This is a genomic window from Rhodococcus sp. IEGM 1330, assembly GCF_033142445.1.
Classification (GTDB): domain Bacteria; phylum Actinomycetota; class Actinomycetes; order Mycobacteriales; family Mycobacteriaceae; genus Rhodococcoides.
This window is the reverse complement of record NZ_JAWLSB010000002.1, coordinates 596990-609968: the sequence shown is the minus strand read 5'-3', so window position 1 is coordinate 609968 and position 12979 is coordinate 596990. Positions and strand designations below refer to the sequence as shown.

General features: G+C 64.3%; 15 protein-coding genes. 6 read left to right on the top strand and 9 right to left on the bottom strand.

The genetic code is table 11. From position 1 onward, the window contains the following. Positions 1-21: 21 nt before the first annotated feature. From R4P57_RS07775 to R4P57_RS07765, 3 genes are read left to right on the top strand one after another with little or no spacing between them, the layout of a single operon-like run. Complete coding sequence (locus tag R4P57_RS07775; protein ID WP_317802254.1) at positions 22-1083, top strand: hypothetical protein; 1062 nt, start codon at positions 22-24, stop codon at positions 1081-1083. A gap of 9 nt (positions 1084-1092) precedes the next feature. Continuing rightward, complete coding sequence (locus tag R4P57_RS07770; protein WP_317802253.1) at positions 1093-1782, top strand: DUF998 domain-containing protein; 690 nt, start codon at positions 1093-1095, stop codon at positions 1780-1782. Then, positions 1758-2243: a GAF domain-containing protein gene (locus R4P57_RS07765; RefSeq protein WP_317802252.1), complete on the top strand. Its 486-nt coding sequence runs from the start codon at positions 1758-1760 to the stop codon at positions 2241-2243. The genes R4P57_RS07770 and R4P57_RS07765 overlap by 25 nt, the downstream gene beginning before the upstream one ends. On the opposite strand, the gene dhaL is transcribed toward R4P57_RS07765, so the two are convergent. Continuing rightward, positions 2227-3879 (bottom strand): dihydroxyacetone kinase subunit DhaL, encoded by a 1653-nt coding sequence (dhaL, locus tag R4P57_RS07760; protein ID WP_317802251.1) that lies wholly within the window; start codon positions 3877-3879, stop codon positions 2227-2229. The genes R4P57_RS07765 and dhaL overlap by 17 nt on opposite strands. 66 nt (positions 3880-3945) lie before the next feature. Between dhaL and R4P57_RS07755 the strand changes: the two genes are divergently transcribed. Then, positions 3946-4497 (top strand): YceI family protein, encoded by a 552-nt coding sequence (locus R4P57_RS07755; RefSeq protein WP_317802250.1) that lies wholly within the window; start codon positions 3946-3948, stop codon positions 4495-4497. Positions 4498-4535: 38 nt separating this feature from the next. Then, positions 4536-5267 carry an SIMPL domain-containing protein gene (locus R4P57_RS07750; RefSeq protein ID WP_317802249.1) on the top strand — a complete coding sequence of 244 codons (732 nt, stop codon included), beginning with the start codon at positions 4536-4538 and terminating at the stop codon, positions 5265-5267. On the opposite strand, the gene R4P57_RS07745 is transcribed toward R4P57_RS07750, so the two are convergent. The 7 genes from R4P57_RS07745 to R4P57_RS07715 form a co-directional block, all read right to left on the bottom strand. Beyond that, positions 5264-6373, bottom strand: coding sequence for a CoA transferase (locus R4P57_RS07745; RefSeq protein WP_317802248.1), 1110 nt, complete (start codon positions 6371-6373; stop codon positions 5264-5266). The genes R4P57_RS07750 and R4P57_RS07745 overlap by 4 nt on opposite strands. Before the next feature lie 31 nt (positions 6374-6404). Continuing rightward, the gene (locus R4P57_RS07740; RefSeq protein ID WP_317802247.1) at positions 6405-7046 is read right to left on the bottom strand and encodes a TetR/AcrR family transcriptional regulator; all 642 of its coding nucleotides are present in this window, start codon (positions 7044-7046) and stop codon (positions 6405-6407) included. Positions 7047-7100: 54 nt separating this feature from the next. After that, positions 7101-8468, bottom strand: a complete 1368-nt coding sequence (locus tag R4P57_RS07735; protein ID WP_317802333.1) for a lipase family protein — start codon at positions 8466-8468, stop codon at positions 7101-7103. Between the two features lie 256 nt (positions 8469-8724). Beyond that, complete coding sequence (locus tag R4P57_RS07730) at positions 8725-9606, bottom strand: class III extradiol ring-cleavage dioxygenase (RefSeq protein ID WP_317802246.1); 882 nt, start codon at positions 9604-9606, stop codon at positions 8725-8727. A 364-nt stretch (positions 9607-9970) separates the two neighbouring features. Beyond that, complete coding sequence (locus R4P57_RS07725) at positions 9971-10411, bottom strand: hypothetical protein (protein WP_317802245.1); 441 nt, start codon at positions 10409-10411, stop codon at positions 9971-9973. A 78-nt stretch (positions 10412-10489) separates the two neighbouring features. Continuing rightward, positions 10490-11329, bottom strand: coding sequence for an SDR family NAD(P)-dependent oxidoreductase (locus R4P57_RS07720; RefSeq protein ID WP_317802244.1), 840 nt, complete (start codon positions 11327-11329; stop codon positions 10490-10492). After that, positions 11326-11670, bottom strand: a complete 345-nt coding sequence (locus R4P57_RS07715; RefSeq protein WP_317802243.1) for a nuclear transport factor 2 family protein — start codon at positions 11668-11670, stop codon at positions 11326-11328. Before R4P57_RS07715 ends, R4P57_RS07720 begins: the two co-directional genes overlap by 4 nt. A 165-nt stretch (positions 11671-11835) precedes the next feature. On the opposite strand from R4P57_RS07715, the gene R4P57_RS07710 reads away from it, so the two are divergent. Further along, the gene (locus R4P57_RS07710) at positions 11836-12663 is read left to right on the top strand and encodes a MerR family transcriptional regulator (RefSeq protein ID WP_317802331.1); all 828 of its coding nucleotides are present in this window, start codon (positions 11836-11838) and stop codon (positions 12661-12663) included. A gap of 101 nt (positions 12664-12764) precedes the next feature. On the opposite strand, the gene R4P57_RS07705 is transcribed toward R4P57_RS07710, so the two are convergent. Beyond that, positions 12765-12974 (bottom strand): hypothetical protein, encoded by a 210-nt coding sequence (locus R4P57_RS07705; RefSeq protein ID WP_317802242.1) that lies wholly within the window; start codon positions 12972-12974, stop codon positions 12765-12767. Between the last annotated feature and the right edge of the window lie 5 nt (positions 12975-12979).

Here is a 12979-nt window from a genome sequence, read left to right as displayed (position 1 = left end):
ATTCGAGTTCGGGGGAAAACGGTGCGTAGAAATTGGTTGCTCGCGGCAGTGGCGCTGGCGATGTCCGTATCGACGAGTGGATGCGCGGTGGTGTTGCTCGGCAATGCTCTCCCCGCAGGCAGTTCGTCGCCCACCGGCAGTTCGTCGCCGCAGAACAGGTACGGGTTCGAGATGTCCGAGGCAGACCGATATCTGGCCGACTCGGCAGAATTCGTCCGTAGCCTCGATCCCTGCGGCTTTCTCACCGAGGACGATCTCGCTGCCCTCGGCACAGTGGTGCAGCTCCGCCCCGACGGCGAGTTGAGCACGTGCTCAGCCAGCCTGAATCCCGCGACATCGAGCGCCACCGACTCCGTTTCCATCGATCTGAACGGATATCAGCCGACGTCCGACGACCCGGACTACGAGCAGATCACCATCGGCGACGAACAGGTGTATCTGGACAACTCGTCGCAAGGGTCGTGCAGTATCGGCTTTCCGCTCCGCGACGAGTTCGACGGTGCAACCCCGGGGGCCATGGACGGTTTCCTCACCGAATCCGGTCGGAGTTTCGCCGTGATCGAGGTGTCCGGCAGTGTTGTGGACGCGTGCACCGCAGCGAAATCCGTGACCGAGACCGCACTCGGCCTGTTGGAAGATCCACCACTGCGCGCCGATTCCCGGTACAACCTTCCACTTGCCATGAAAGACCCGTGCGCCGTCTTGGAACACTTGCCCGCAACCTGGACGGTGGACCGCTGGAATCCTGCGTCCGATCCGTACCGTTGCCATTTCACGGCGTCCTCGGCAACGTTCGAGGACAACTTGGCGATGCTCGACGTCGCGCTCGGATACGTCGACACCGATCTGCGTTCGACGGACCGCGAGACCGTCCGGCAGGGCAACTACACCGTCGAGACACGCGGTTCCGATTCGTCGTGCTTCGCGGACATAGTGTTGGGCAACCCAGTGCTCGGCTTGCCCGAGAAAGACGACACCGCCGCGCGCTATGCCCGCACGGTGCCCACAGTGTCCGTCATGGCGGACGACTGCGAGTCCGCGGCCGCACTAGCGGTGGCAGCTGCCGATGTACTCACTGGCTAGCCTTGGTCGGTGCGTTCGAGAACTGAAGGCGTGGATATCCGCCGCGTCGTAGTGGCGATCTGCTTGATCCTCGCCGGACTGCTGTACTCCGCGTGGGTGGCCGAATTCTTCCTCGACACCGGCCTCGACCCGACCACATCGTTCCTCAGCGAACTCGACGCCCGCGATCAGCCGTACCGCGAATTCTTCTCCACCGCAGACGTCGTCACGGGTTCACTGATGGTTCTCGCCGCCATTCTCGGCTTCCTGGCAACCCCGCGTCGACGGCTCGTCGTCACCGGCTGGGTGGCGTCGGGCATCTTCGGTATCGCCACGATCGCCGACGCGAAACTCCCCCTCGAGTGTGTGGCGGCCGACGATCCGAGTTGCCCGATAGAGCCGAGCGGGTTGTTTCCACAACTCCACCATCTACACGCCCTGACAAGCACCGTTGCGGTGTTCGCGATCTTCACCGTCATGTTCGCGTTCACGGTGGCCGCGTTCCGATACCGGCTCTACCCGTTGCTTCGCACGCTGGGCCTGGCCGTCCTGATCGTCGCCACGCTGGCCACCGCGTGGCTGCTGATCGCCGACAATCTGCCCGGTGAGTACGGTCTCGGCATCGCGCAACGGATTCAAGTGGGCGGCATGTCGGCGTATCTGGTGGTGCTGGGGTGTGCGCTTAGACTCGGCGCATGTCTTTCACCGCGACTGAACTGAACGGTTCCAAGGTAGAGCAGTATCACCAGCTCACCGAGCAGGCACGTGGCCTGGTGTTCGAGGAATCGAACCTCGTCGCCAACGCCGCCAATCTTTCGGCGCTGTTGTATCACGCTCTGCCCGAGGTCAATTGGGTCGGCTTCTACCTGTACGACGGCACCGAACTGGTGGTCGGGCCGTTTCAGGGTCAGCCCGCCTGCGTGCGCATCGCCCTGAGCAAGGGTGTCTGCGGCGCAGCGGCGAGCACCCGTGAGACGCAACGCGTCGCCGACGTCCACGCCTTCCCGGGCCACATCGCGTGCGATGCCAACACTCGCTCGGAGGTCGTCGTCCCGCTCTACCAGGGCGAGACCCTGATCGGGGTGTTCGATCTGGACAGCCCTGTTCCCGACCGCTTCGACGCCGACGATCAGGCCGGCCTCGAAGCGATCGCGGCGGTGTTTCTCAGTTCGCTGAGCTAGCCGCTGCCTCGAAGAACCAGGCCATGACCAGGGCACCGGGGTCGACGACGCCTCGCGCGGCCTCACCGACGTAGCTGGCGCGGCCGCGGTTGGCGGTCATGTCCTTCGTCGATTCGGCTCCGGTTTTCGCGGCGTCGGCGGCCTGCTGCAGGGTGCCGCCGTCCTTCTCGAGTGCGTCGACGGCCGGGGCGATGGCGTCGACCATCGTCTTGTCGCCCAACCGTGCACCACCGAGTTCGGTGATGCTGTCGAGCCCGGCACGGGCAGCTTGTCCGATAGCCGCGAGATCCGGCTCGGATTCCAGCATCGTCCGGTAGAACTGACGGAACCAGATGCCGAACAGCGCGCCCGACGTACCGCCCGCGTGGCCGAGGTAGGCCTCGCTCACTGCCTCGAATACCGTTGCTGCCGAGTAATTTTCCCTCACGGCGTCCAGATCGAGCTGTTCGAGCGCGGCCACCATGTTGGTACCGAAGTCGCCGTCGCCTGCCTTGCGGTCCAGCTCGGTCAGGGCCGACTCTTCGTCGAGTACTCGCTGCGCCCATGTCCCGATCCACTTCGAGGCGAACGCCGACACCTCTCCGGTGTCGGAGGGCTCGAACGAGGGCCCGAAGCCGCCTCGTTCGCCCACCGGCTTCACGCCACGGCTGTGGGCATTGGGCCAGCCGGGTGCGTCGGTGGGTGCGTCCCAGAGTTCGAGCAGTTCGTCGTCTGCGCGAACGAGGGTGATCGAGGCTCCGCCCATGTTGAGCGCGGTGACGAAGCTGCCGACGAGCGATCGGGAAATCTCGATTCCCTTGCCGTGCAAGTACTCCGAGAGTTCACCGAACAGCAGGTGCAGCTCCAGCGGGTGCGTTGCTCCGAGCCCGTTGACCACCGCGATCACCGATTCGCCCGAGTTCAACCCGAGCGAGTCCACGATGGGATCGGTCAGTTTCGCGACGATGTCCTGAGCAGGCAACCGGGGCACGCGGTCGGTGCCGCGTTCTCCGTGGATGCCGATGCCGAGTTCGATTTCCTCCGAGGGGAGCTCGAACGAGGGAGCATCTGCGCCCGGAAGCGTCGGCGGGTTCAGCGCGACGGCCATGCTGCGCGCGTTCTCCGCGGTTCGACGCCCCAGCGCAACGACTGCCTGCAGGCTGTCGCCGCGTTCTGCCGCTGCGCCGCAGACCTTTTCGACGACGATGGTCGCTGCGGTGCCGCGGCGGCCCGGGCCGTCCTCGCTCTCGCTGGCCACGTCGTCGTCGACGAGAACGACGTCGGCGACAATTCCGTCCTCCTGCAACAACTCTCGGGCGATCTTGAAGTTCATCACGTCGCCGGTGTAGTTCTTCACGATGTGCACCACGCCGCCGCCGGAGTCCACGGCCTTGGATGCCTCGTGCACCTGGAGAGCGTTGGGTGAGGTGAACACCAGGCCCGGGCACGCGCCGGTGAGCATGCCGCGACCGATGAATCCGACATGCAGCGGCTCGTGGCCCGATCCCCCACCGGACAGCAAGGCGACCTGGCCGTCGGAGATGCGATAGCGACGCGTCAGGTATCCGGGGTCGGCATGCCAGGCGATGTCGTCGGTGGCGGCGACGAAGCCCCGGAGGGCGTCGGCGACGAATGTTCGAGGGGAATTGGAGAACATGCCTCCACCCTAACCACCTGCGCCTGAGTCCCGTCGTCGGTTCTGCGGGACCGATACAGTCGGGACATGACTACCGAAACCTGGACGCTCGACGCATCGCACGGCGGACAGTTGGCTGTCCGGACGGATGTCACAGGAAGAGCATCCAAGATGGGGCATCGCCTCACGATTGCGGTGACCTCCTGGTCTGCGACAGTCGAGTGGTCCGGGGACACACCCACCGCGGTCACCCTGACCGCCGAGGTGAGGTCACTCGAGGTGGTCCACGGCGAGGGCGGACTGACGCCCTTGATCGGACCGGAGAAGATCGTGGCGAAAGCCAACGCGCTCAAGAGCTTCGACGCCGACCGATATCCATCGATCGAGTTTCGTTCGGCGGAGATCACCGCCGTCGACGCGGGATTTCAGGTGGCAGGCACGGCCGAGATCCACGGCGTTTCGAGGGAGATCACCGTGGATGTGAACGTCACCGATCTCGGCGATCGATGGCGCATCGTTTCCGAAACTGCTGTGCGTCAATCGGATTACAAGATCACTCCGTATTCGCAGATGTTCGGAGCCATGAAGGTGGTCGACGAGGTCACCGTGACGTTCGACGCCGAGTATCGCAAGCCCTGAGCCTTTCCAATTCACCTGCAATGGTGGACACTACGGCGGTGAGTCGAAACAGATGGATGGCCGGATCCTGCGCATCGGCCCTGGCGCTGGCCGTAGCCCTGACTGCGGGCTGCAGCAGTCCAGCGACCACGTCCCCCGAGGGACCTCCAGGAGTGAACGTCAACGGCGTCGGGGAAGTCCAGGGCGCACCGGATACGTTGACAACCCAGATCGGCGTTCAGACGACGGCCGAGGACGTCACCACCGCCATCGAAGAGGCGAATGCTGCGGTCGGTGAGGTGACGGACGCGGTCCTCGCAGCCGGCGTCGCTCGCGAGGACATCCAGACTCAACAGGTGTCGATCGATCCGCAGTACTCCGGCGCACTGCCGGGGGGTACCTCGACCATCTCCGGATATCAGGCCACCAACACCCTGCAAGTCACGGTTCGCGACCTGTCGAAGGCATCCGCAGTCCTGGGCGACGCCACAGCAGCTGGTGGAAACGCGACCCGAATCTCCGGGGTCTCCTTCAAGATCGACGACGATTCCGAGCTGATCGCCGATGCTCGGTCCAGGGCGTTCGCCGATGCCCGCGATCGCGCCGAGCAGTATGCGAGCCTCGCAGGCGGCGAACTCGGTGACGTTCTGTCGATCACCGAGTCCATCACCGGCCAGGAGCAGCCGAGGTCGTTCGGCGAGTCCGCCAGTTCGTTCGACACGGCGGTGCCCATCGAACCGGGACAACAGACCGTCAGCGTGTCCGTGTCGGTGAAGTGGGCGTTGAACTAAGTCCCGGCGGGCGGTGGCAAGCGATAGTTCACCGGAGTGGCCGAGAAGTCCAGAGGATTTCGGACGCCGTCGGCCACTGAACCCGGAACCTGCACTCGCGGTTCGAGACCGAGCGATTCCGCGAACGCGAACGCTTCCTCGAGTGAATTGACCGGTCCCGCGGGAACGTTGCGGGCCATCAGATCGCGATACCACTCGTCGGCCGTCCGTGCCCGCAGCGCCGAGGTCAGAACGTCAACCAGGTGATCTCGATGTTCGACGCGAGCTGTGTTGGTGGAGAAGCGATCATCCTCGGCCAGTGCAGGGAATCCGAGCACCTCGACCAGGGCAGCGAATTGCCGATCGTTGCCCACGGCCAAGGCCAACGGACGGTCCGCAGTCTCGAACACCTCGTACGGTACGAGCGAAGGATGCTTGTTGCCCATAGCGACGGGCACGACGCCGGCCCCCAGGTAGGCCGCCGACTGATTGCTCAACGCAGAGAGCACCGATGCCATCAGGGAGGTGTGTACCTGCTGGCCCGCACCGGTATTCGATCGATGATGCAGTGCCGCAAGGATTCCACTGAGCGCGTGCAGACCGGTGACGATGTCGACCATCGCCACTCCCACCTTGGTTGGTGTCTCGGCGTCGGGTCCGGTGACGCTCATCAGCCCGCCGACCGCTTGGACTACCAGGTCGTATCCCGGTAGTGCCGCTCCGCCACCGGTGCCGAAGCCGGTGATCGAGCAGTAGATCAGACCTGGATTCCGCGGTGAGAGCGTCGAATACCCCAGACCGAGCCGGTCCATGGCACCGGCTCGGAAGTTCTCGATCAGAATGTCTGCACCCGAGACGATCTCGCGTGCCTTGGCGACCCCGCTCTCGGACTGCAGGTCGATGGCACGCGAGGACTTGTTACGGTTGACGGAGTTGAAATACGTTGCCGTTCCAGCGGAGTCGTGTGGCGGTCCCCACGATCGGGTGTCGTCGCCGGTTCCGGGCCTTTCGATCTTGATGACTTCGGCCCCCATGTCGCCGAGCATCATCGTCGCGTACGGGCCTGCGAGTACGCGAGAGAAATCCGCGACGACGAGTCCTGCGAGTGGACCGGTGGCATTCGTCATCGGTCCACTGTATTGCGCGACAGGCTGCGGATCAGGTCAGGTCCGGAACGAACGCTCCCAGGACGGCAACCATCGTCTTCACGATCTGTTCGATGGGTGGGCGAGGAGGAGCGGTACGGGACCAGTCGGAGACGATTTCGGTGAGCGCCCCGAGGAATGCCGTTGCAGCCGAACGGTATCCACCCGGGGGAACGAAATCGGGACCGACTTCCGAACGCAGGGTGTTCTCGAAGAACTCCACCCACTGTGCACGGCGGCGCGCCCGGTGCTGTTCGACGGCGTCGCTGACACCCAACATCTCCAGATAGGAAATCCGCGCTCGGCGTGGATCGTTTCCGATCGATCCCACCAGGGCAGTCATGGCGGCAACGACCAGGGCGCGACGATCTCGGTCAACCTGATCGTCGAGGGCGGCCACGACAGCGGCCAGCGCATCGTCTTGGATCAGGTCGTAGACGTCCACGAGCAGCGCCTCACGGTTGGCGAACTCACTGTAGAACTGGCTGCGTGCCAGACCGGCAGCAGCGCAGATATCCGACACCGAGGTGGCTGCGTAGCCGCGTAACCCGAGGACCTCGATTCCGGCCTGCAAGAACCGTGCACGACGATCGGCTTTCCGAGCAGAGGAGGATTGTCCGGCGTAGATGCGGCCCTGATCATCGGCGACAGTCACCGGCGGAGTCTACCGCCGGTGACGCCGTCGCCTTCCGTGCGCCGATCGGTTCCCTCACGCCCCGATCGGCTTACCGAACAGTCCGGCGATTATCTCGCCTACCGCATCGACGAAGAGCGGGTGTGCACTCGTGTCGAGCGCCATCGAACCGACATCGTTCGTTCGGCAACCCGGTTCCACCGGAATACCGGCAAAGCGATCGCGCATCCACAACACCGCGCTCGGAAAGGCGATCAACTCCAGGGTGATGTGCTCACTGAAATGGTCGCGGGTGTAGGTGACATCGGCACCCGGACGGCTGCAATACGAATCGACCATCGCGTTGACCGGTCCGATCGGCACCAGCCAGTCCGGGTTGGAGTGGTAGACGTAGAGCGGCATGTTCGGAGTGGTGTCGCCGAGCCGCATCGCGGACAGCGCCTTCTTCACCACTGGTTGTTGAATCGGGTCGCCTTCGGTGCGCAGAAAGCCCTTCAGGTTGACGAACGGCAGCAGCGCCGACGAGTAACCGACGCAGAGATTGTCCTTGGCCGCGAACAACGCCCGGCCGAGCGGATCGATGTGTTCGTCGATGAAATCGGCCAACTCGGGATCTTCACGACTGGCACCGATGATCCCGGCCGCGACGATTCCCGAGCCGAGTGTGTTGTTCGCGTTGTCCACCAGTGCCCCGAGTTCGGCAGGGGTGCCGCCCTCGGTGACTCCGACGATGTCGAGTTCGGGAGCATAGCTTTCGGCCAGTTCGGCTGCATGTCCGGTGGCGATCGCGCCGCCGGAGTAACCGCTCATCCCCACCTTGGTGGCCTGACCGGCCAACTGCATCGGCGCGAAGTTCTCGGCGGCTCGGATGCCGTCGAGGGTGATCCGACCGGCGACCGGCCCTGCGGCGAACGAGTTGTTCGGGCCTTGATGGTCGGGTACCGACACCGCCCATCCTTGGGCCAACGCTGCCTGCACCTCGAGGAATTGAGCACCCGACGTCACCGCGCCGGTCACCGGCCAGGGAATCGCGCCCGCACGCATCGCATACGAGGGCGCGCAATAGGCGGCGAGAGAATCCTCGGCCAACTGAATGGAAATCAAGGGCCGCGATGCGGCAGGGACGCCACGTGGCTTGATGACCGTGGTCACCGCAGCGATCGGCTCGTCGCGACCGTTGTTGGACCGGAAAGACAACTGCCACGCGTCGACCTGCGTGGGGATGACGTTGAGAGTGGCCAGTTCGACCGGCCGAGCAGCGATGATCTGGCCCGGCGCGGCCGCGGCCACCACGTCGGCGGGCGGAAGGTAGAAGTCGGTGTCGAACTCCGGAATCTTCGGCCACGTGAACGGTGCCAGAGGCGGCTGAATTTCCACCTCGGGCGAATCAGGTGCAGCAGCAGCGGGCGTCGTCATGGCGGCGAAAGCCGCTGCGGCGGTCATCACGCTGATCGCTGTACGCAGCGTCCAAGATCGGGCAGAAGACACGGGTGTACTCCTTCGCGCCGGAGGACGGGGTCCAAAGGAGGCGCGCCCGGCGACGGTTCGTACAGCGCTTCCCACCATCTTAGACACCGATGTCCTAGATGATCTTCAGAACTGTAGAGCGAAGTGGCGTGGATAACAATCCCCGAGTCGAAAAAGATTCAGAAGTGAACCGATCCCAACTGCAACCGATCGCGACGGCTTTCCCGCGACGTCACGCGACGGCGAAAGACCTCTTCGCCAAGCCGAATTGAAAGCCGGTGATGGCAGTGGTCACCGGTGCCTCCGGGTTCTCGGCGGCACCGAGAGTCACGAACAGCGGCGTGAAGTGTTCGACGGTGGGGTGGGCATAGGGCATTCCCGGCGCGACGCTGCGGAAGTCCGCGAGAGTCGCGACGTCACCACGCGACAACGCGTCGGCGGCCCAGAGATCGAAGTCCTCGGACCACGTCGGCACGGTGTTGGTGGCGAAATTCTCCCGCGAGAGGAACGGCAGTCCGTGCGTCATGAATCCGGATCCGATGACCAGCACACCCTCGGCGCGGAGCTCTTTCAAGGCCGCACCGATCGCCATCAGCCGGTCGGGAGCATGCGTCGGCAGGCTCAACTGCAGAACGGGAACATCGGCATACGGGTACATCACCTTCAGCGGAACCCAGGCACCGTGATCGAGTCCACGAGAAGTGTGTCGGTGCAGATTCTCCGACGCCGGGATTGCTGCAGCAACGCGAGCAGCCAAGGCCTCGGCGTCGGGCGTCCGATACTCCATCGAGAAGTAGCGCTGAGCGAATCCACCGAAGTCGTAGACCAGCGGGGTCGCGGCAGCCGATGCGGACAGGCTCAGCGGGGCTTCTTCCCAGTGTGCACTGACGATGAGGATCGCCTTGGGCTTGGGCATCGACTGCGACCAGGTGAACAGCTGGTCCATCCACAGTGCGTCGTCGAAGACCGGGGGTGCGCCGTGGCTGATGTACAGGGCAGGCATCGGCCCGTCGCTCGGGGTCCACAGTTCCTGCGACCGGCTCGCGGGCGCGGCGTCGGCGAGGAATGCGTCGAACGCTGCACCCGCGACCGGCGGGTTGATAACGGATGTCATGGGGGGTCCTTCGCGTACTCAAGTTGAACCTTCAACTTAGCACTCGAGTCGATTCATGACAACGCCACCTGCGGGTAGACCTTGATCGCCAGTGACGTACCGCGGGCCAACGTTCGATGTGCGCCGAAATCCACTCCACATCCAGCGCATATGGCCACAGTGGACCAGCCGGTCGGGACCGAACCACACTGTGGGTGACCTCAGCGTCCACTATTAGTGCCGAAATACCTTTTCCCGTTTGTGGGAGCGAATTGTGGACGCTCACGTCAGTGCCGTAAGGCGTCGACGCACCGTATCGATGATGTGGTCCACCACGTCCGCGAGGTCGCTACCGCTACACCCAACGTCCACACTGAAGGCATAGCTACTCCACAACGACGCGGCCACCACCGGGCAGGTTGGGAGTGTCCGTCGTGATCGTGAGATCGACACCGCCTGCGCCGGTAGCGAGAGTGATCGGCTCGGTCGATATCCCACCCGCCGCACCGGATCGGCCGTTGTCGATGTTCGTCCACACCACGGTTACCGGAACCGGCAGCAGGCCAACCGCAGACGAGCCCATGTCACCCGCACCCGAAATCTTGCTCGCCGTCGTCACCGTGACTTCCCCTGCCTCGATCACCGTCGCCGTTGCCTCGACCGGCCCCGACCCGACGCTGACGCCGTGCTGAAAGAACAAGAACGCCTGCACGGGCCTGAGCTCCGTGGTGGTTGCGGCCGACGCGATACCCGCCGACCCCAGCGTCAGCGCTCCTGCAACCAACGGTGCCGCCACGAGGCGAATGACTGTCTTTCTCGAAATCACGGTGCTCCTCATTTCGTCGAATTCGTCGGATGCCCGAGAACATAGTGCAACGGACCAGGTGGTATGTAAACCCCTCGGCTAGGCGGGAAAATCCGCACTACGAGATATCGTCTCGTTCGATCGGATGTCGCCCAGGTTCTGCTCCAGCGCGTCGACGACGGCGTCGTACCCACTGTTGCCCAGGATCAGCCGGCGTGGCGGCGGGTCCTGGGCCATCGCTGCGATCACCGCACGGGCACCGCGATGCGGATCGCCCGGTTGCACCCCGTTCATGTCGACGAAGGCGGCCCGCACCTGTTCCAGCATGTCGTGGTATTCCGGAAGCGCCTCCGCGACGGACTCGTCGGCGAATCCGGCGTACGCGTTCGTTCGGAAAGCCCCTGGTTCAACTGCCAACACGGAGATGCCCTGCTCGGCGACCTCCTGGCGCAGCGCATCGGTGACGGCCTCGATCGCGTACTTCGTGGCGCTGTAGTAACCGAATCCGACTGCCGCAAGAAGCCCGGCCACAGAGGACACGTTGACGATCCACCCGCTTCCGCGGGCGCGCATACCTGGTAGCACTGCGCGCGTCACGGACAGCACGGCAAAGAAAATCAGCTCGAACATCGCCCGTATCGAGGTCTCGCTCATTCCCTCGATCGATCCGTACCAGCCGCGGCCGGCGTTGTTGACCAGCACGTCGATACCGCCGAAATGCTCCTCAGCTGTTCGTACCGCTAGTAGTACCTGTGCCGCGTCGGTGACATCCATGGGCACGACGAGAACACGGTCACCGTACTGATCGGCCCACGACGCCAGTTCCCCTGGACGCCGGGCCGTGAGTACCACGCGGTCCCCCGCCTCCAGCGCCACCTCGGCGTACGCCATGCCGAAGCCGCCTGGTGTGCCACCGGTGATGAACCATCGCTTGCTCATGGCTCGATCACCAACCGGTCGATCAGCGCGCCGTCCAGCGTGAAGCGGTAGTGCAGGTCGACAACTCCCCCGGGGAAGTTGCCCTCCAGGTGCTGCTCGACGTCGACGGTCGCGCCGGTCGTCGTCGCTCCGGTGAACTCTGTTGTGTAGGTGTACTCACTCTCACTGACCGAGACGGTCAGCCAGGCCTCGATCTCGTCGCGGCCCGAGTAATCGTGACCCTCATCGGTCACCACGGCATCCGCGGTGAATACGGTGAGCGCTCGTGCGCCGTGTCGGGCGTCGAGTGCGGTCATGAACTTCTTTACGTTGTCCGGGAGTCCATCCCATTCTGTGGTCATGACACCACGGTGATGCCTCCCCCAGGGGGAGTGTCAACACTCGGTCGGCACACCGGTGTCCATGTCCGACACTCGGCCCGCCTCCCTATTGACCTTGCCTTCGGGGGCAGCTCCACGATGGGCCCTACCCGACAACGCGGACGGCGCGACGCACAGGAGGACGCCATGGGCGCACAGGTCTCGATCGGCGACTTCGCAGTGATGACCAGCTTCAGCAGAAATGCACTACGCCACTATCACGAGATCGGGATTCTCGAACCAACTCTCGTCGACGCACACACCGGCTACCGCTTCTACGACACCAACCAGGTAGATCACGCACACATCATCCGCCGGTTCCGATCGCTCAACATGTCCATCCCGGATATCAAGGCACTGCTGAGCGCGGAAGACGCCGGGGCCCGCACCGAGATCCTCACGAGTCATCTCGAACAGATGGAGGTGCAGCTGCAGTACACGCGCGACACCGTCGGCGCGCTCCGCGAACTACTCTCCCCCGTGCGCGCCCCCGCCGAGATCGAGCTGCGCCTCGAGCCGGCGCTCGCCGTGTGGTCCATCGGCACTACTCTCGAGGTCGCGGAGATCGACAGCTGGTTCGCGGGGACGGTCAGGAAATTACGGGATGCAGTCGCAGCGGCGACAACCATGGACTCCGAGGTCGTGCCGGGCGGCCTGTACGACCGGGCACTCTTTCTCGAATCCTGGGGTGAGGCAACGCTCTTCGTCGCAGCTCCACACTCGGCGGACCCCCCGGACGGTGTCCGGGCACAACTCCTACCTCAGGCCCACTTCGCGGTCCTCACGCACTCCGGCGGTCACGAGGGCATCGACCGCAGCTACGCGACCCTGGGAACATACACAAACGAACAATTGGTCAGCGGCCCAGGACCGATCCGCGAACACTATCTCGGCGGCACGCCCTCAGAGCCGACTGCGTTCACCGCAACCGAAATCTGCTGGCCCATCTTCAGTACCACTCCAACGCCAGACTGATCCTCGACGAGCCAGGCGAGAGCAGCCAAACGTGTGGACGGATTTCGCCCGGACGACTGACGGTCGACCATCGTATCGAGCAGAAGTCGCCGCGGAGTCGACTAGCGTGTGGCGAACGCGAGGTCGATGACCTGGGGATCGACCTGCACAACCGAGTAGCCCTCGATCTCGAACGGGTCCTCCCCCTCGGGCGGTCCGAGGACGGCACGCACGAGCAGGGTCGCGGCGGCAGCGACGAGTGCGATCGCGACGACCACCGCGGCGACGATCAGCAGGGTGCGGGGACCACCGAACAGGTTCTTCGAGCTCATGCGTC

What these genes read in the sequence shown, in the direction of transcription:
- R4P57_RS07765 (WP_317802252.1), top strand. Translation starts at nt 1,758, where the DNA reads ATGTCTTTCACCGCGACTGAACTGAACGGTTCCAAGGTAGAGCAGTAT.
- dhaL (WP_317802251.1), bottom strand. Translation starts at nt 3,879, where the DNA reads ATGTTCTCCAATTCCCCTCGAACATTCGTCGCCGACGCCCTCCGGGGC.
- R4P57_RS07755 (WP_317802250.1), top strand. Translation starts at nt 3,946, where the DNA reads ATGACTACCGAAACCTGGACGCTCGACGCATCGCACGGCGGACAGTTG.
- R4P57_RS07745 (WP_317802248.1), bottom strand. Translation starts at nt 6,373, where the DNA reads ATGACGAATGCCACCGGTCCACTCGCAGGACTCGTCGTCGCGGATTTC.
- R4P57_RS07735 (WP_317802333.1), bottom strand. Translation starts at nt 8,468, where the DNA reads ATGACCGCCGCAGCGGCTTTCGCCGCCATGACGACGCCCGCTGCTGCT.
- R4P57_RS07730 (WP_317802246.1), bottom strand. Translation starts at nt 9,606, where the DNA reads ATGACATCCGTTATCAACCCGCCGGTCGCGGGTGCAGCGTTCGACGCA.
- R4P57_RS07720 (WP_317802244.1), bottom strand. Translation starts at nt 11,329, where the DNA reads ATGAGCAAGCGATGGTTCATCACCGGTGGCACACCAGGCGGCTTCGGC.
- R4P57_RS07715 (WP_317802243.1), bottom strand. Translation starts at nt 11,670, where the DNA reads ATGACCACAGAATGGGATGGACTCCCGGACAACGTAAAGAAGTTCATG.
- R4P57_RS07710 (WP_317802331.1), top strand. Translation starts at nt 11,836, where the DNA reads ATGGGCGCACAGGTCTCGATCGGCGACTTCGCAGTGATGACCAGCTTC.
- R4P57_RS07705 (WP_317802242.1), bottom strand. Translation starts at nt 12,974, where the DNA reads ATGAGCTCGAAGAACCTGTTCGGTGGTCCCCGCACCCTGCTGATCGTC.